Raw genomic sequence first — 16,502 nt, 5'->3', positions numbered from 1 at the left:
AAATCTCGCGCCGTATCGTGCGGGAGCCAGCGCTGCCGCAGGTTGCAACGGCCGCTGCGATTGGCCATGATGTCCAACGGAATCTCTGGGCAGGGCATGACGGCAGCAGTAGGGGCCTCCGCTTCGGCGGAGAGATCGACGACGGCGCATGTGGTGTGGGCGAGCGCGCTCGGCACCGCCATCGAGTGGTACGATTTCCTGATCTACGGCACGGCCGCGGCGCTGGTCTTCAACAGGCTGTTCTTCCCGAGCTTCGATCCCTTCGTCGGCACGCTCGTGGCATTCTCGACCTATGCGGTCGGCTTCGTGGCGCGGCCGATCGGCGGTGCCATCATCGGGCATTACGGCGACCGGCTCGGCCGCAAGACCATGCTGGTCGCGACCATGATCGCAATGGGGCTCGGCACCTTCCTGATCGGCTGCCTGCCGACCTACAGTCAGATCGGTCTCTGGGCGCCGATCCTGCTCGTGATCCTCCGTTTCGTTCAGGGCATTGGGCTCGGGGGCGAGTGGAGCGGCGCGGTGGTGATGGTGATCGAGCACGCCGGCAATCGCCGCGGCTTCTACGGCAGCCTGGTGCAGATCGGCTTTCCGGTCGGGGTCGCCGCCTCCACCGGCATCTTTGCTCTGATGACGAAGCTGCCCGAGGCGGACTTCCTCAGCTGGGGCTGGCGTGTGCCGTTCCTGATCAGCATTCTGCTCGTCGGTGTCGGCTTCATGGTGCGGCTCAAGCTCGCGGAGACGCCGCACTTCAAGGAAGTGGTCGAGCGCAAGGAGGTGCTGGCGCAGCCGGCGCTCGAGGTGCTGCGCCGCGACTGGCGCAGCTTCCTGCTCGCGGTCGGCATCACGGTATCGGAGGTCGGGCTCGCTTATCTCCTCACCGTCTTCATCGTGGTCTATGCCACGACAAAGCTCGGTCTGCCACGGCAGGTGATCCTGGATGCCGTGGTCTATGCCGCCATCGTCGAATTCGCGACGCTGCCGCTTGCCGGCTGGCTCTCCGACATCTTCGGCCGCAAGGCGCTGTATCTCGCCGGCGGCGTCTTCTCGGTGGCGCTGGCCTTTCCGCTGTTCTGGTTCCTCGACACCAGGGAGCCGGCGCTGATCACGCTCGCGCTCGTCGTCACGATGACGCTGACCCATGCGCTGCTGTTCGGGCCGAAGGCCGCGTTCATGCCGGAGCTGTTCCGCACCCAGGTGCGCTACAGCGGTGCCTCGCTCGGCGCCAACGTCGCGGCAGCGCTGAGCGGCGGCTTCTCGCCGCTGATCGCGGCTGGGCTGCTGGCATGGGCCGGCTCGTACTGGGCGGTGTCGGTCTACATCATCGCGCTGTCGATCGTCACGATCATCGCCACGCTGCTGGCGCCGGAGACGGCGCGCGATGCGCTGAGATCCTGAACATCAGCGCCCGATCCCCGGGGCCCCGGGGGGCGGCGGCCCTCGGATTTTTTTCTGGCCGGCCCCCTTGAAATCGGTTTCCGGCTTTCTAAGTCGTTTTTCGCCGCGAGAGCGGTGTGCCGGACGCCAGAATCGGGTCCGGCACGGGCGCCGGGCTGGTCTTTCGGACCCGTCTGAATTCCCGCCTTGCGCTCCTTCGTATCCATCTTGCTCTTTGGAGGACTTGGTTATGAGGACCAGTTTTGATTTCGCGCCCCTGTGGCGCTCCACCATCGGCTTCGATCATCTGGCCGACCTCGTCGACAGCACGCTGCGCCAGGCGACCGAGGACAACTATCCCCCCTACAACATCGAGCGCTCCGGCGAAGACCATTACCGGATCAGCCTTGCGGTGGCAGGCTTCGGCGCCAGCGACATCACCGTGACGGCCGAGCAGAACGCACTCACCATCGAGGGCAGGAAGCCCGAGACCGCTGCGCGCGAATATCTATACCAGGGCATCGCCGCGCGTCCGTTCCGGCGCGTGTTCAATCTCGCCGACTACGTCCAGGTGAAGCAGGCCTCGTTCCAGGACGGGCTCCTGATCATCGACCTCGTCCGCGAGGTTCCGGAAGCCATGAAGCCGCGCCGCATTCCGATCGCGGGCGGCGCTTCTGCGGCATCGCAGATCGAGCAGAAGAAAGCAGCCTAAAGCGCTCGATCGATTGAATGGCGGAACGCGGCGCGCGGATGCGCGGGTCGCGCTCCCGATGCATGAAGGAGAGAACCATGGCTTTTCGTGATCTCATTCCCTGGTCGAGAAACCAGGAGCTTGCGCCGGCGCGCGACAATTTCGATCCGTTCCTGACGCTTCACCGCGAGATGAACCGTCTGTTCGACGACGTCTTCCGTGGCTTCGGCGGGACCAGCCTGTCGCCGCTGATGGAAGGCCGGTTCGGCTGGCCGAAGGTCGAGCTCAGCGAGACCGACAAGACGCTGACGGTCTCGGCCGAGCTTCCCGGCCTCACCGAGAAGGACGTGCAGGTCGAGATCGCCAATGGCGTCCTGACCGTCCGCGGCGAGAAGAAGGCGGAGCGCAACGGCGAAGGCAGGTACTTCACCGAGCGCTATTACGGCGCCTTCGAGCGGCAGATCCCGCTGGACGGTGTCGAGGAGGACAAGGCCGAGGCGTCGTTCAAGAACGGCGTCCTGACCGTGTCGTTGCCGAAATCGGAGAAGGCGCGCGAAGGCGTCAAGCGCATCGCCATCAACACGCATTGATGTCAAGCGGGACGGCGGCGTTCGGCGCCGCCGTCCCATCGTCGACAAACCCGTCCCCTGGAAAGGAGCATGAGGGAGACACGCCGATGACCAACGTGAATTCCAATCCCGGCACTCTCAATCCGCTGTTTCACCCTGCGGCCCATTACGACTCGCCTGCCGACGTTCTGAATGCGCCGGAGCTTTCTTCGCCCGAGAAGCGCATCATCCTGTCGTCCTGGGCATCCGACATGTACGCGGTCGAATCCTGTCCCGCCTTGCGCGAGATTCCCGGCATGAGCCACACGGTCCGGCTCGCCGATATTCTGGCCGCCTTGCGCAGGCTCGACGGCGACAACGACAATGACGATCCGCCGCGGGGCGGCGGCGTGCCGATGCGGCTGCGGCGGCCATGGGCCGCCGCAGAAGGGCGGGCCGCATGATGTTCACGCCCGCCGTTCTCGGACTCGTGCTGCTCGGCCAGGCCGCGGCAGCCTGGACCGTCCCGCTTCTGGCCCTGCAGGGCTGGATCGTCGCACCACGCGACGAAGGCTGAGGCCACGCAGGTCGCGCATATCCACACAACGCAAGCGGCAGGTGACGAAGATGAATGCTGTGCGTCTGCTCTCGCTGGCCCTGCTGGTGCTGACGCTCACGGCGTCGCAGCCTGCCGCCGGCCAGATTCCGGATCTGAAGACCGGCGGCCCAGTGCCGACCCTGGCGCCGCTGGTGCGCCAGGTGACGCCCGCCGTGGTCAACATTTCCGTGCACGGCCGCGTGCGCGAGGACAACCCGCTCTATCGCGATCCGCTCTTCCGCGAATTCTTCGACGTCCCCAGGCAGATCGAGAAGGAGGTCAACGCGACCGGCTCCGGGGTCATCGTCGACGCCCAGCGCGGCTATGTGCTGACCAATAATCACGTGGTCGAAGGCACCTCCGCCGTTCAGATCACGACCAAGGACGGCCGCCAGTTTTCCGCCAGGGTCATCGGCCGTGATCCGCCGACGGATGTCGCGGTGCTTCAGGTCGAGAACCCGGCCGGGCTCAAGGCGCTTCCCTTCGGCGACAGCGACGGGCTCGAGGTCGGTGATTTCGTCCTTGCGATCGGCAATCCGTTCGGCCTCGGCCAGACCGTGACGTCAGGGCTCGTCAGCGCGCTGGGCCGCACCGGCCTCGGCAAGCAGGGCTATGAGGACTTCATCCAGACCGATGCGGCGATCAATCCCGGCAATTCCGGCGGGGCGCTGGTCAGCCTGCGCGGCGAACTCGTCGGCATCAACTCTGCGATCATCTCGCCCGCGGGCGGCAATGTCGGCATCGGCTTTGCCATCCCGGTCAACATGGCGCGAAAAGTGATGGAGCAGATCATCGCCAACGGCCGCGTCGAGCGCGGTCGCATCGGCGTTTCGCTGAAGGACCTGCATCCCTCGATCAACAAGGGCTTGAATCAAGGCGCCGTCATCGCCGAGATCGCTGCGGATTCGCCTGCAGAGAAGGCCGGCTTGCGCAAGGGCGATATCGTCACCGGAGCCGACGACCGCCCGATCCGCACCGCCGCCCAGCTCCGCAATACGATCGGTCTTGCGCGCATCGGCGAGGATGTGAGGCTCACTCTGCTGCGCAAGGGTACGCCGCTCACCGCTACCGTGAGAGTGGCGCCAGCGACCGAGCCCAGCAGCGCGCTCGCAGGCCCCAACCGCCTCGTTCGCTGAAACGAATGCGGGGACGAACCGCGCAAGCGGTTCGTCCCCGCGATGGCAGGGCTATCGCATATGAGATGTCGCTATGGGCACCGGCTGTCTCCACAGCGTCATGGCCGGGCTTGACCCGGCCATCCACGCCTTTCCACGCGGCGCAAAGAACGTGGATGCCCGGGACAAGCCCGGGCATGACGACCTCTGCAAAATTCAAATGCGATTGACCTGGGGTGACGGGGCGTGTGATCTCCCAGCTCAGGCCGCGCGGTGATCCAGCCCGCCTTGCAGGTCCCGGATCAGCCGCCGCTCGCGCTCGATGCGTTGGCGATAGAGCTCGCGCTCATGCTCGGTCTTGGCGCTTGCAAGGAGCAGCTCGTAATGGCCGATGACCTTCTCGCTGCCTCGAATGAGCAGATCTCGCTGGCTGCTCATTGCGCCATCCCCGTCGCATTGGCCGGCGCTCCGGAAGCACGGAAGCTGACAGGGAAGGTCGCCGCGGTCAGGCCATCGAGCGCCGATTGCTCTTCCGCGAGGCGTCTCTCGACGAACTGGCGCTCCAACTGAGACAGCCTGGTCTTCAGCAGACGCCGGTAGCGGTGGATGTTGTTGCGGTGCGCACGAATGCGGGCCAGATTCTCATCGAGCATCATCGTCTCTCCAGACGGTCGCGTTTGATCCTTTGATTGTCGAGAGGGTGAGAAGTCCTTTCGCGACGGAAAAATATGCCGCGGAAGATCGGTGTCAAGATCTGCGAAGGCGGTGCTGCTGCCGTGCTCGCGATCTCCAGGACGGCGTGGCGGCGCAGCAGAAGCGCCGGGAGATCGGCAAGGGCTTCGACCCCGCCGCGGCGCCCGGCCCGATCCCTCCGGCCGGGAAGCAGCGTGCGCTCGGCACGTCTGGCGCTGGTCGTCTGGTTTGCCCGAGTTCCAATTTGGCCACTGCCTCATGTCGGCCAGCAAGCGAACCTCGTGCGGCCATATTTCGGCAGGAGTGATTTCCCGAGAGGGAGGCGCTCCGATGACCAAAGCTCTGATCACCGCTGTTGCAATACTGGCGTGCGTGCCGGCGAGCGCGATTGCGCAGGAGCGCGCGGGCGATGCGGCGCTCGGCGCGGTGTCGGGCGCGGTCGTGCTGGGCCCGGTCGGTGCGGTCGCCGGAGCCTTGATCGGCTACACTGCCGGACCTTCGATCGCCCGCTCCTGGGGCATGAGAGGTTCGCAATCGGCAAGGCCTCGGCAGCCGCCGCGCCGGTCCGTCGCGACCGGCGGCCCGCCGCGCACGCGCGAGGCGATGGCAGCCAACGGCCAGATGAGAGCCGCCGGCAATCCGGCCCCACCGGTTCAAGCCGCAACTGCCGTGCCGGCCCCAACCTCGGCGCCGCCCGTTCAGGGATTCGACTGAAGCCGGACCTCAAGTCGAAGCTTCGGGCGCAGCCGATCGAGCTGGCGAGGCCTGCGTCCTGGTCTAGGATTGGCTCAGGATCTTCCTCGCAGCACGAAGGTGCGGCCTGTCGATCATCTGGCCATCGAGCCGCAGCGTGCCGGAATCGGGATTGCTCGCGAACGCCGCAATCACCTTTTCTGCCCATTTGCGCTCGGTGTCGGTCGGCGCGAACGCCGCGTTGACGATGTCGACGTGCTTGGGATGGATCAGCGCCTTTGCGGAGAAGCCGTCGCGCCGTGCCGCGCGCGTCTCGGCTTCGAGGCCCGCGAGATTATCGATGTCGGTGTAGACCGTGTCGATCGGCGCGACGTCGGCCGCCGCCGCGGCCATCAGGCAGAGATCGCGCGCCAGGCGATAGGGGCTGTGGAAGACGCCGCCGCTCGCTTTCTCGGTCGCGCCGAGCGAGGCGGAGAGATCCTCCGCGCCCCACATCAGGCCGGCAAGGCGAGGGGAGCAGCCCTTGTAGCTGCCGAGCCCGAAGATCGAGCCGGCGGTCTCGGTCGCGACGCAGACGATACGGGTCGTGCCGATCGCGATGCCGGCTGCCGCCTCCAAGGCTTCGAGCCAGGTCGCGACCTGCCGCACGTCGTCGCCACCTTGCGATTTCGGCAGCACGATGCCGTCCGGCCTGCCCGGCATCACCGCGGCGAGATCGGCCAGCGTCATGCCGGTGTCGAGCGCGTTGACCCGGACATAGAGCTGATGTGGCTTGCTGCGACCTTTCAGCATCGCAAGTGTCAACCCGCGCGCCTCCGCTTTCTTCTCGGTGACGACGGAATCCTCGAGATCGATGATCAGCGCGTCGGCCTTGCCTTCGCTCGCCTTCTCGAATTTGCGCGGGGAATCGCCCGGCACGAACAGCATCGAACGCATCAGACCGGCCTCTTGTGCATCATCGCCATGCGGCGGCATTTGCCGACGATCTCGTCATTCTGGTTCAAGGCATGGTGCTCGAACTCGACGATACCGGCCTTGGGCCGCGATTTGGAGTCCCGCACAGAGAGCACCTTTGTCGTGGCCCGCAACGTGTCGCCATGGAAGACCGGCTTTGGAAAGGTGACGTCGGTCATGCCGAGATTGGCGACGGTGGTCCCCAGGGTCGTATCATAGACCGTCATGCCGATCATGATGCCGAGGGTGTAAAGGCTGTTGAAAATGCGCTGGCCGAACTCGGTCTTCTCGGCGAAATGCGCGTCGATGTGGAGCGGCTGCGGGTTGAGCGTCAGCAGGCTGAACATGGTGTTGTCCATCTCCGTGACGGTCCGGGTCAGCGGATGCCTGAACTCCTGGCCGACGGAAAAGTCCTCGAAATAAAGTCCGGCCATCGCGGTTTCCTCCCTGCGAAATTACGGCGCGCGCATACTTTCGCGCCGCATGACCCTATGCATGGTAGACACACTTCACGGATAAATTCACGTATCTGTGCGCGGATTTTCGAGCTAAAGAACGCGAGCGAAGGCACGCCCGGGCGCAGCAAGCGGCCACGGCCTTTGCGTGGGGAACGCGAAAGAAGGGAGATGGCACGGTCGCGGCTCCCAAGAAGGAGACCCAAGGACATGGATTTCGCGCTCACCGATCAGCAGGAAGCCATACGCGACGCCGTCGCCAAGATCTGCGAGGGCTTTCCCGATGCTTACTGGCTGAAGAAGGATCACGACGGCGGCTTCCCGCACGACTTCCACAAGGCACTGGCGGACGCCGGCTGGCTCGGTATCTGCGTGCCGGAAGAATATGGCGGCTCGGGGCTCGGCATCACCGAAGCCGCGGTCATGATGCGAACCATCGCGGAGTCGGGTGCCGGCATGTCCGGCGCCTCCGCGGTGCACATCAACGTGTTCGGCCTCAATCCGGTCGTCGTGTTCGGCACGGAAGAACAGCGCAGGCGCATGCTGCCGCCGATGGTCGAGGGCCGCGAGAAGGCGTGCTTTGCCGTGACCGAGCCCAACACCGGTCTCAACACCACGCAACTCAAGACCCGTGCGGTCGCCAAGAACGACCGCTACATCGTCAACGGCCAGAAGGTGTGGATCTCGACCGCGCAGGTCGCGCACAAGATCCTGCTGCTGGCGCGCACCACGCCGCTGGAAGAGGTGCGCTCGCCCACCCATGGCCTCAGCCTGTTCTATACCGATTTCGACCGCAACAGGATCAAGGTCCACGAGATCGAGAAGATGGGCCGCAAGATCGTCGATTCCAACGAGCTGTTCTTCGAGGACTTTGAAATTCCGATGGAGGATCGGATCGGCGAAGAGGGCAAGGGCTTCGAGTACATCCTCGAAGGCATGAACCCCGAGCGCATCCTGATTGCCGCGGAGGCGGTTGGCCTCGGCAAGCTCGCGCTGTCGCGCGCCACCGAATACGCCAAGACCCGCGTCGTGTTCAATCGCCCGATCGGCAAGAATCAGGGCATCCAGCATCCCCTCGCAGTGAACTGGGTCGAGCTCGAGGCCGCCTGGCTGATGGTGATGTCGGCGGCGTGGCAGTACGACAAGGGCATGCCATGCGGCGCCGCGGCCAATGCCGCGAAATATCTCGCCGGCGAAGCGGGCTTCTCGGCCTGCGAGCAGGCGGTGATGACCCATGGCGGCTTCGGCTATGCCAAGGAATTCCACGTCGAGCGCTACTTGCGCGAAGTGCTGATCCCGCGCATCGCGCCGGTCAGCCCGCAGCTCGCGCTCAGCTTCATCGCGGAAAAGGTGCTGGGGCTCGCGAAGTCGTACTGAGCGACTCTTCGGGCGGAAACCAGAGAGGCGGCCTATTCGGCAGCGATCCGCTCCATCGCCATGGCACGGAGCCTGGCGCGCTGGATCTTGACGCCGTTGGCGCTGTCGGTGACGGGGAAAGCGTCGACGACATAGATCCGTGCCGGCACCTTGTAGCCGGCAAGCCGCTCGCGCAGGCGTGCCGCGAGCGCATCCTGCTGCGGCGGCTCCCCCGCCGGGATCACGAAGGCGACGCAGCGCGCCTGGCCCTTCAGATCGACAGCAACCACCTGCGCGTCGGCCACGCCGGTGCACGATTTGAGCTCGTCCTCGATCTCGCCCGGCGAGACCAGGAAGCCGCCGAGCCGCATCGCATCTCCGGCGCGCGTCTCGTAGACGAAGGAGCCATCGCCGCGCAGCCGGCCGATGTCGCCGGTGCGGAAGAACCCGTCGGCGGTGATCGCATCGCGCGTCGCCTCGGGATTGTTGAAGTAGCCGAGGAAGCGTGATGGTGCGCTGATCTCGATCTCCCCGGAGACGCCCTTGCCCGCAAGCTCGCCGGTCTCGAGGTCGCGGATGCGGACTTTCGCATGGGGCGACATCGGCCAGCCGCCGCCCTCGATGCGGTCGGCGAAGGCATCGTCGGGGCGAGCGATCGAAAACAGCGCCTGCACCTCGCTCGAGCCGTAGAGGCCATAGAGTGGCATGCCGCGCGCTTCAGCCTCTGCGGCCAACTCACGCCAGCCGGGCTGAAACGCGGCGAAGCCGCAGACCTCGAGATTTGGAAATGGGCGTGGCGCATCGGTGAGGGCGAGGATGCGGCGGAACATCTCGTCCGAGCCGAAGGAGTGCGTGATCCCGTGCTCGCCAAGGATCTTCAGGGCCGGCGCGGCCTCGAAGGCGTCGAGTACATGGATGGTGGCGCCGGCTGCGATGAAACCGAGCAGGCTCGTCATGCCGAAGGTGCCGCAGAACGGCAGCATGGCCAGCAGCGAATGACGCTGGCAATCGAGACGGAGCGCGTGGGCAACGGAGGCGGCGTGCGTCGCCAGCGTTCGCTGCGAATGTGCGACGAGCTTCGGCCCCTTGGTCGTGCCTGATGTCGTGTAGAGCAGTACCGGCAGGTCGACGTCGCCTTGAGCAGGCGGAGCCAGCGGATAGGGCCGGTCGAAGGCATCGAACCGCACGCAGGGCCAGTGTGCCGGGATCGCATCCGCGCCGACCACGGCAAGCTTTTGCAGCGCGGGCACCTCGGCCTTGGCGATATCGGCGAGGATGGCGGCAAAGTCGATCGCGCGGAAAGCGGCCTCGACCACCATCAGCCTGGCAGCGGACACCTTGAGCAGGTGCGCGACTTCCGCGCTGCGGTAGCGCGTGTTGACGGCGGCGACGACCGCGCCGAGCCGTGCCGCAGCGAACAGCAGTGCCAGCCATTCGATCCGGTTGACCAGCCAGACCGCGACGACGTCGCCCTTGCCGATGCCTTGGGCCGCAAGCCAGGCGGCGGTCTGCTCGACCTTCGTCGAGAATTCCGCGCGAGAGAAGGGTGTGCCGTCGAATACCAGGGCGGGATCGGCGGCCTCGGTCCGGATCAGCGATTGCAGCGAAAAATCGTTGGCGCTCATGGCAATCGGAGTAACCCGATCGCGCCAAGCTGTCTACTTGGTGCCGAACATCCGGTCGCCGGCATCGCCCAGGCCCGGCACGATGTAGCCGTGGTCGTTGAGCCGCTCGTCGATTGCGGCGGTCCAGATCGGCACGTCGCCATGCTCGCTCTGAAACTGGGCGATGCCCTCGGGCGCGGCCAGAAGACAGACGAAACGGATGTCGCGGGCGCCACGCGCCTTGAGCAGCGAGGCGCCGGCGCAGGCCGAGTTGCCGGTCGCCAGCATCGGGTCCATCAGGATCACGGTGCGGTCGGACAGGTCCTGCGGCGCCTTGAAGTAATATTCCACGGCCTGCAATGTCTCGGGGTCGCGGTAGAGTCCGATATGGGCGATGCGCGCCGAAGGCATCAAGGCGAGCATGCCGTCGAGGAAGCCGACGCCGGCACGCAGGATCGGCGCCAGCGTGAGCTTCTTGCCGGCGATCTTCGGCGCCCGCATCGGCGCGATCGGCGTCTCGATATCGACCAGCTCCAGCGGCAGGTCGCGCGTCACCTCGTAGCAGAGCAGCATCCCGATCTCGTTCAGGATCTCGCGAAAGCTCTTGGTCGAGCGGTCCTTCTCCCGCATCAGGGAGAGCTTGTGCTGGACCAGGGGGTGGACGACGACGTTGACGTTGCTGGTGCTCATGAAACCGATCTACACGCTTCCGTGAAACTGCGCCAGATCGGGTCGGCCCTTTCCGTGGGAGACGCGGCCTAACCGGGCATCGCGACGGCGCTGCGGGCGCGGTTGCTCGCCTCGTAGGCAGCCATGGTCAGCTCGCGGTCGATCGCCATGCGCATGGCGTCCATGGCCGGCTGGCGCAGGCGCCTCTTGGCGGTTGCATGCGACGGCTTGTGGATGGCGCGCAAGCCAGCGATGATCTTATCGAGCGTGGTGTCGACCATCTCCGGCGCGACCACGCGATCGAGAAGGCCAGCGGTCAACGCCTCCTCCGGCTCGTACATCTCGCCCAGCGTGGCGGTCCGGCTGAGCCAGGCCGGATGCAGGCGGCTGCGCGCGAGCTCGATGGCAAAGCTGGGTGGCGCGATGCCGATCGCGACCTCGTTCAGCCCCATGCGGTGCGGTCCGCGGGCGCCGAGCCTGACGTCGCAGGCGAGCAGCAGGAACGTCCCCATCGGGTAAGCATGGCCCTCCATCACGCCGATGGTCGGGTGCGGAAAGGACATCAGCCGCAGCGCAAGCTCCGCGCCGGCCCGGACCATCTCGAGGCTCCTGGCAGCATCGCCCGAGGCGAACACTTTCAGGTCGAAGCCTGCGGAAAAGACGCCCGGCCGCGCCGAGCGCAGCACCACGATCTCCGCTTCCGTTTCGGCACGGTCGAAGGCGGCTGCGATCTCGCCCAGCATCGCGGCCGACATCGCATTGACCTTGCCGTCGTCGAGCCCGATCCGCGCCACGCCGTCTCTGAGTTCGTAGGTCACTCCCTTGGGCATCTGCCTCTCCCTGTCATGGTCAAGTCTTGACTGTCGGAGGCTGATGTAGACCAATCAATATAATTCTTGACCGAAGGAGAGTACGATGCCGGCCGTGCCAAAGCACCGTCAGCCCATCATCAATGCCGCGGTGACCCTGTTCCGCCGGCAGGGATTTGCCCGCACCGGCCTCAACGACATCGTCGACGTCAGCGGCGCGCCGAAGGGCTCGCTCTACCATTACTTTCCGGACGGAAAATCCTCGATCGCGGTGGCAGCGGTGGAGGAGGCGGGCCGCCGCGTCGCAGCGACGGTCGCCAAGCTCGCGGCGGAGTGCGGCTCGACCGGCGAGCTCCTGCGCGCGCACGCAAGGCTGCTGGCAGGCTGGATGCAGGGCTCCGGCTTCCGCAACGGCTGCCCGATCACGACCGTCCTGCTCGAGCTTGCGCCGCGCGAACGGGCCGTGTCGGAGGCCGGTCGCAAGGCCTATGCGGCGCGTCTATCGATCCTGCGTGACAAGCTGGTCGCCGACGGCTTCGCCAGGCCGCGGGCGGAGGCGCTGGCCGTGCTCTGCACGTCGGCGCTGCAGGGCGCATTGATCCAGGCCCGCGTCGAGCGTAGCCGCCGGCCGATCGAGGTCACCGCGGGGGAGCTGGCACGGCTGATCGAAGCGGAGCGGATGAGCTAGACTCCAAGCCCGCGCGCCACCAGTGTGATCACGAGCGTCAGGATGCCGCCCCAGACCAGGCTCAGCGTCATCGTCAGAATGGTCACGCTGACTGCCTGCTCCAGAGTTTCCCTGAAGGGCTTTGGGTTGTTGTTTAAGCATGATCTTTTCGGAAAACCGCTGCGCACTTTTCCGGATCATGCTTTAGCCGTCCGAGGTCGGGTTCGTAGTGGCGCGCATGCCGAGCAGCAACGCGCCCATCAATGCGACCAGGATGACGATCTTGAGCTCGACCATGTCGTTACCTCGCAAGGCGCGCCAGGCGCCGCTTCACCCCGCTCAACCATCGCGCCGCCAGAGCGCCCAGCGGATTGCCATGGTTCGCGACGTCGAGCTCGAAGGTCTCGGCAGGAAACACCAGCGCTCATCGTGCCGGCGCGCTCTGCCGGTTGGCGAAATCGATCGCGGAACTCCTGAACAGGAAGAGGCCGCCGACGCGCCCCCTGGCCTCGCGGGCCACCCAGAGCCCGGCACGGTTTCGTCCGATGAAAAAAGCGGGAATGGCGGCACTGACGACATCAGGGTCGAGTGGCTTCAGGGCCGTCGTCGCGCCGATTTCAGGCGTCGTCGTTCGCGACTCCGGCAGGCGGTGCACGGCTTGAAGGGCGATCGCGGCCATGGCGGCCTCCTCACACATCTGCAAGGTCATGACGTCTGCCGCACCGGTCAGGCGGGGAGATGCCAGACATGGATTGCGGTTCTCAGCGCGATCAGCGCGGTGAGCACGCTGCCCATCGAGAGCAGGCCGAGCGCCTGGAGCGCGATACGCTCGAGCCGGGCCTTGCGCGCTTCGGAGATGCGCGCCGTGCGTTTGGCCCCGAAGGGCCGGTCGAAACCATGTGTCAGGATCGACATCGTGGAAGTCCTTGTCCTTGGCGCAGCGAGACGGCCGCTCCAATCTGCTGCTTATGATGTCCATCGTTGCGTAGGATTGCGAGATGAGCGCCGGCGCATCCGCATAGGAATGTCATAAAGATGCCGATCCTCGCGCCGGCAGCCCTCTGAAGAGATCGGGGTTCCGCTTCGGTCGGGGGACCTGAGACGGCGCGGGATCCGAATGCGTGATCCCGACCGCCGCGGCAAAGGCGAGGCGCAGCCGCGGCTCCTCGATCTGCTTGCAGAACCGGTCCAGGATGTCCGCCGCGTTCTGTGGCTGCCCGCTGATCGCCGCGTAGAGCTGGGAACTGGTTCGCCGGAAGAAGTGGAACGTCTCGTCGGCGGTGCGCCGTCCCCCGAGGCGATCGAGCTCCGCCGCGAGTGCTGCAACGTTGAGCCTGTCGGCTTCATCCCGCGTCACGGCAAAGCGCAGCAGCGCCAGCTTCCAGGCGTGGAGCAGCCTGTCAGATCCATCGAGCGGGTTGAGCATGCAATTCCGGACGGGCTCGGCGCGTCAGGCTCCGACGCTGTCGATCAATTCTTCGTCGGTGATCGCAGCGAATGCGCGCACAACGCCTCTCTGCGCGGCTGCGTCCAGCGGCACGATCGGAAGCCTGGTCGCGGCGGACATCAAGCCAAGGATGTTGAGACCGTATTTGAGCGCGGCCGGACTTTCCCTGGACAGGCAGGCGATGAGCGGGATCAGGCGCTTGTGCAGATAACGCGCGGATTGCAGCCGGCCCTGCCTGACATGTGAGAAGATCGTGCGGCAGAGATCCGGCGCGATGTTGGCGACTTCCGAGATCGCGCCGTCGCCGCCGTCCGCGATGAAGCCGAATGCGGTGGTGTCGTCGCCGGAGAGAAAACGAAAACTTGCCGGCAAGTTGCGGGACAGCCGCATCGGACGGGTGATGTCACCGCTCCCATCGCGCAGCCCGACGAACTGGCGGGACTCGACCAGACGCAGAAGCGTCTCGTCGGCGAGCGGGCGCAGCGTGCGGGAGGGATTGTCGTGCAGGATCACGGGCAGTCCGATCGCGCCGGCGACGGCGCGGAAATGCGCGAGCATGCCTTCCTGCATCGGCTTGTTGTAGGCGGGCACGACCGACATGACGGCATCGGCGCCGGCCGCCTCCGCGCGCCGCGCAAGCTCGATGGCGTGGCTGGTTGCGTTGGATACCGCGCCTGCGATGATCCGCACGCGGCCGCGAGCGACGTCGACCGCGGTGCGAATGACGAGCTCCTGCTCGGCCGGCGAGAGCGTCGGCGCTTCCCCGGCCGTCTCGCAGACCACGATGGCGGGAACGCCGGCCGCGACCTGTCGCTCGCACAGTGCGGCGAATGCCTTGAGATCGATCGCATCTGCCGCGTCGAACGGGGTCGGCAGGTCAGGAATGAATCCGGTGAACCAGGCGGCGGGAGGGATGAGCATTGGTTTTCCCCTGTTGGCGCTGGCTCAGGCGGCGCGCTGCGCGACGGTGGCGTTGGGGCGCCTGCCCATGTCGAGCTCGATCTCGCGCGGCAGCTCGACGATGGTTTCGGGATGCTGTCCGTTCTCGAACAGCGCATATTTGATCGCCTGGGCGCGGCTGACGAACAGGCCGCCATAGAGGCCGTTCTGCTCTTGAGCGACCCATTGTCCCCGGCGATTGCGGCCGATGAAGACGATGGTCGAGGGCGAGCTGCACGAGGGAGGTTCGACGAGTTTCACGGGTTTGATCCTTCTGAACGACGCCGGACTCGGACGAGGTCCTCGCCGGCGTGCTCAATATCCTCAGTCGCGAATATGATTTCGAGGGCGGGTGAGCCGCGATTTCATAGGAAGATCATAAAGCCGGAACTGTGCCATTCAGGCCGGATCAATGACGACGTGGACCAGCGCGAACAGCGCGCCGAACGCGACAGCTTCGTCCCAATGATTGAGCGCAGCCCCGAACAGCGGCTCCCGCCTGACGAGGCTGGCGAGTGCGCACAGGACGATCGACACCCAGAGCAGGACGGCGAGGCTCCGGCCGAAGCCGACGCTGCCGAATGCGGCAAAGCCCATGAGCAGCACGAGGCGGACGGCGAAACGCACGATCACGCGCGACGGGCTCAGCATGCGCGGCATGTCCGGAGCTTGCGGCATGGCGTCGATCCGTCGGGCGAGTCTAGCCGAAATTGTCGCAGACCACCGGCTCGCAGAGCGGATCCGGCACAGGACGGACGGCAGGACGAACGGAAGGAACGCTCGGCCGCGATACATCCGCCGCCAGCGCCCGCACCTCGAGGAACGCCGACAGCAGGGCGAGCGCGAGGTCGGCATGGCGCGCCTCGACCGCGGCATCCAGCCAGTCCGGCAGCTCGCGCTCGCGCGAGAGCGCGCAATGCCACTCGCCCTCGTCATAGGCGATGCGGCGGACCTGCCACATCGGCAGCTCCAGCTCCATCAGCAGCAGAGCCGCGTCGGCCCATGCCTCGGCGTCGATCAGGCGCGTGAGGCGTGCGGTGCGTTCGCTTTGCTCGAGGGACGGAAAGCGCCGGCAGGCATGCTCGATGATGTCGAGCATCAACGGCCGTGTCATCACCTGCGCATAGCGCAAGCGGTCGCCGAGTGATGGCGGATCGTAGCGTCGGAGAGCAGCGGTCATGTCAGGCCTCCTGGAGTTGGCGTCGGTCAGTCGGCCGGCTTCTCCAAGATGGGCCGGAGCGCATTTGAAAACGAGATAGGGATCGGGCGAGAGATATAGGGATCTCATAAGTACATGGAGTATTCCGTCCAGGCGCCGGATCTTCGACTGTCATCTGCGCGGAAGGTGGCGGCTTATAGAAGCAGGGCTTTTTGAAAAGACCTTGACCACGGCTTGCTGTAACCACGATTGCGAGAGCGATGGTGGGCCGCGCCGCTGCGGTGCCGGCCCGGAACGACCGCCTGGAAAGCATTGCCGGCGTCACGTCGCCGCCGGTCATGGCGTGCCGGCCTTTATGAGATTCCTATAACGTCGCCATAGGCCCCATCTCGAAAACCTATGTGCGCGGTGGCATGTCAGCGCGGTGAAGTTCCCGGCCGCGCTGCGTTCGATCGCGGCAAGCGGCCCGCCGGAATCCAGAGACGGGCCATGCCGGAAACGTCTCAACCGAGGAGTATCGTCATGATGGACCTTCTGATGCTGGCGCTGGCCTTCGGCTTCTTCGCGCTCGCGATCGGTTACACCTACGCCTGCGAACGGCTGTGACGGAGCGGACCATGATCTTCGACTATACGCTCGCCGGCGCCGTCTCGTTCGGCCTCCTGATCTATCTCACCTACGCACTGCTGCGGCCCGAACGGTTCTGACGCCGTGCTGCTGCTCGTCGA

The 16,502-nt window shown here is 65.8% G+C and carries 22 protein-coding genes and 1 pseudogene; 9 read left to right on the top strand and 14 right to left on the bottom strand.

Going from position 1 to position 16,502, the window contains the following annotated elements:
* The first annotated feature begins 96 nt into the window (after window positions 1-96).
* The 5 genes from ABIA42_RS24590 to ABIA42_RS24570 all read left to right on the top strand — a co-directional run bounded on the left by ABIA42_RS24590 (window position 97) and on the right by ABIA42_RS24570 (window position 4,350).
* On the top strand, window positions 97-1,398 hold the full coding sequence (locus ABIA42_RS24590; protein ID WP_370120282.1) for an MFS transporter: 1,302 nt from the start codon (window positions 97-99) through the stop codon (window positions 1,396-1,398).
* A 229-nt stretch (window positions 1,399-1,627) separates the two neighbouring features.
* Entirely contained in the window at window positions 1,628-2,089 is a 462-nt protein-coding gene (locus ABIA42_RS24585; protein WP_124162495.1) for an Hsp20 family protein, read from the top strand.
* A 77-nt stretch (window positions 2,090-2,166) separates the two neighbouring features.
* On the top strand, window positions 2,167-2,658 hold the full coding sequence (locus tag ABIA42_RS24580) for an Hsp20/alpha crystallin family protein (protein ID WP_271531052.1): 492 nt from the start codon (window positions 2,167-2,169) through the stop codon (window positions 2,656-2,658).
* A gap of 86 nt (window positions 2,659-2,744) precedes the next feature.
* On the top strand, window positions 2,745-3,080 hold the full coding sequence (locus ABIA42_RS24575; protein WP_271531051.1) for a hypothetical protein: 336 nt from the start codon (window positions 2,745-2,747) through the stop codon (window positions 3,078-3,080).
* Window positions 3,081-3,243: 163 nt separating this feature from the next.
* Window positions 3,244-4,350, top strand: coding sequence for a trypsin-like peptidase domain-containing protein (locus tag ABIA42_RS24570; RefSeq protein WP_370120287.1), 1,107 nt, complete (start codon window positions 3,244-3,246; stop codon window positions 4,348-4,350).
* Between the two features lie 240 nt (window positions 4,351-4,590).
* Here the strand turns inward: ABIA42_RS24570 and ABIA42_RS24565 are convergent, their stop codons facing one another.
* Together ABIA42_RS24565 and ABIA42_RS24560 are read right to left on the bottom strand one after the other, a co-directional pair.
* Window positions 4,591-4,767 (bottom strand): hypothetical protein, encoded by a 177-nt coding sequence (locus tag ABIA42_RS24565; RefSeq protein ID WP_370120290.1) that lies wholly within the window; start codon window positions 4,765-4,767, stop codon window positions 4,591-4,593.
* Window positions 4,764-4,985: a hypothetical protein gene (locus ABIA42_RS24560; RefSeq protein ID WP_370120293.1), complete on the bottom strand. Its 222-nt coding sequence runs from the start codon at window positions 4,983-4,985 to the stop codon at window positions 4,764-4,766. The genes ABIA42_RS24565 and ABIA42_RS24560 overlap by 4 nt, the downstream gene beginning before the upstream one ends.
* 367 nt (window positions 4,986-5,352) lie before the next feature.
* On the opposite strand from ABIA42_RS24560, the gene ABIA42_RS24555 reads away from it, so the two are divergent.
* The gene (locus ABIA42_RS24555; RefSeq protein WP_370120296.1) at window positions 5,353-5,736 is read left to right on the top strand and encodes a hypothetical protein; all 384 of its coding nucleotides are present in this window, start codon (window positions 5,353-5,355) and stop codon (window positions 5,734-5,736) included.
* Between the two features lie 63 nt (window positions 5,737-5,799).
* Here the strand turns inward: ABIA42_RS24555 and ABIA42_RS24550 are convergent, their stop codons facing one another.
* Both ABIA42_RS24550 and ABIA42_RS24545 read right to left on the bottom strand, forming a co-directional pair.
* Window positions 5,800-6,651, bottom strand: a complete 852-nt coding sequence (locus tag ABIA42_RS24550) for a CoA ester lyase (protein ID WP_370120299.1) — start codon at window positions 6,649-6,651, stop codon at window positions 5,800-5,802.
* Window positions 6,651-7,106 (bottom strand): annotated as a pseudogene (locus ABIA42_RS24545) (MaoC family dehydratase); the annotation flags it as partial. The gene ABIA42_RS24550 and the pseudogene ABIA42_RS24545, both read right to left, overlap by 1 nt.
* Window positions 7,107-7,334: 228 nt before the next feature.
* Here ABIA42_RS24545 and ABIA42_RS24540 point away from each other — a divergent pair.
* Entirely contained in the window at window positions 7,335-8,501 is a 1,167-nt protein-coding gene (locus ABIA42_RS24540) for an acyl-CoA dehydrogenase family protein (protein ID WP_061877093.1), read from the top strand.
* Between the two features lie 32 nt (window positions 8,502-8,533).
* Here the strand turns inward: ABIA42_RS24540 and ABIA42_RS24535 are convergent, their stop codons facing one another.
* From ABIA42_RS24535 to ABIA42_RS24525, 3 genes are all read right to left on the bottom strand, one after another.
* Complete coding sequence (locus tag ABIA42_RS24535; protein WP_370120303.1) at window positions 8,534-10,105, bottom strand: AMP-binding protein; 1,572 nt, start codon at window positions 10,103-10,105, stop codon at window positions 8,534-8,536.
* A 33-nt stretch (window positions 10,106-10,138) separates the two neighbouring features.
* Window positions 10,139-10,774 carry a uracil phosphoribosyltransferase gene (gene upp, locus ABIA42_RS24530; RefSeq protein WP_370120306.1) on the bottom strand — a complete coding sequence of 212 codons (636 nt, stop codon included), beginning with the start codon at window positions 10,772-10,774 and terminating at the stop codon, window positions 10,139-10,141.
* A 68-nt stretch (window positions 10,775-10,842) separates the two neighbouring features.
* The gene (locus ABIA42_RS24525; protein ID WP_370120309.1) at window positions 10,843-11,583 is read right to left on the bottom strand and encodes a crotonase/enoyl-CoA hydratase family protein; all 741 of its coding nucleotides are present in this window, start codon (window positions 11,581-11,583) and stop codon (window positions 10,843-10,845) included.
* A gap of 85 nt (window positions 11,584-11,668) precedes the next feature.
* Here ABIA42_RS24525 and ABIA42_RS24520 point away from each other — a divergent pair, with 85 nt between their 5' ends.
* Entirely contained in the window at window positions 11,669-12,250 is a 582-nt protein-coding gene (locus ABIA42_RS24520) for a TetR/AcrR family transcriptional regulator (RefSeq protein ID WP_319327975.1), read from the top strand.
* 403 nt (window positions 12,251-12,653) lie between these two features.
* Here the strand turns inward: ABIA42_RS24520 and ABIA42_RS24515 are convergent, their stop codons facing one another.
* From ABIA42_RS24515 to ABIA42_RS24485, 7 genes are all read right to left on the bottom strand, one after another.
* Window positions 12,654-12,908 (bottom strand): hypothetical protein, encoded by a 255-nt coding sequence (locus ABIA42_RS24515; RefSeq protein ID WP_271531039.1) that lies wholly within the window; start codon window positions 12,906-12,908, stop codon window positions 12,654-12,656.
* Between the two features lie 47 nt (window positions 12,909-12,955).
* The gene (locus ABIA42_RS24510; RefSeq protein ID WP_370120316.1) at window positions 12,956-13,144 is read right to left on the bottom strand and encodes a hypothetical protein; all 189 of its coding nucleotides are present in this window, start codon (window positions 13,142-13,144) and stop codon (window positions 12,956-12,958) included.
* 112 nt (window positions 13,145-13,256) lie between these two features.
* Window positions 13,257-13,655 carry a hypothetical protein gene (locus ABIA42_RS24505; protein WP_370120319.1) on the bottom strand — a complete coding sequence of 133 codons (399 nt, stop codon included), beginning with the start codon at window positions 13,653-13,655 and terminating at the stop codon, window positions 13,257-13,259.
* 24 nt (window positions 13,656-13,679) lie between these two features.
* Window positions 13,680-14,597, bottom strand: a complete 918-nt coding sequence (gene dapA, locus ABIA42_RS24500; RefSeq protein ID WP_370120322.1) for a 4-hydroxy-tetrahydrodipicolinate synthase — start codon at window positions 14,595-14,597, stop codon at window positions 13,680-13,682.
* 24 nt (window positions 14,598-14,621) lie between these two features.
* A complete protein-coding gene (locus ABIA42_RS24495) occupies window positions 14,622-14,876 on the bottom strand; it encodes a hypothetical protein (protein ID WP_271531036.1) in 255 nt (84 codons plus the stop codon).
* Window positions 14,877-15,014: 138 nt separating this feature from the next.
* Window positions 15,015-15,293: a hypothetical protein gene (locus ABIA42_RS24490; RefSeq protein WP_271531035.1), complete on the bottom strand. Its 279-nt coding sequence runs from the start codon at window positions 15,291-15,293 to the stop codon at window positions 15,015-15,017.
* A gap of 22 nt (window positions 15,294-15,315) precedes the next feature.
* On the bottom strand, window positions 15,316-15,795 hold the full coding sequence (locus tag ABIA42_RS24485) for a hypothetical protein (protein ID WP_370120326.1): 480 nt from the start codon (window positions 15,793-15,795) through the stop codon (window positions 15,316-15,318).
* 596 nt (window positions 15,796-16,391) lie between these two features.
* Between ABIA42_RS24485 and ABIA42_RS24480 the strand changes: the two genes are divergently transcribed.
* Complete coding sequence (locus ABIA42_RS24480) at window positions 16,392-16,481, top strand: K(+)-transporting ATPase subunit F (protein ID WP_035677463.1); 90 nt, start codon at window positions 16,392-16,394, stop codon at window positions 16,479-16,481.
* Window positions 16,482-16,502: the final 21 nt, after the last annotated feature.

This window comes from Bradyrhizobium sp. USDA 327 (genome assembly GCF_041262065.1).
Classification (GTDB): Bacteria; Pseudomonadota; Alphaproteobacteria; order Rhizobiales; family Xanthobacteraceae; genus Bradyrhizobium; species Bradyrhizobium liaoningense.
This window is presented reverse-complemented; position numbering and strand designations above follow the sequence as displayed.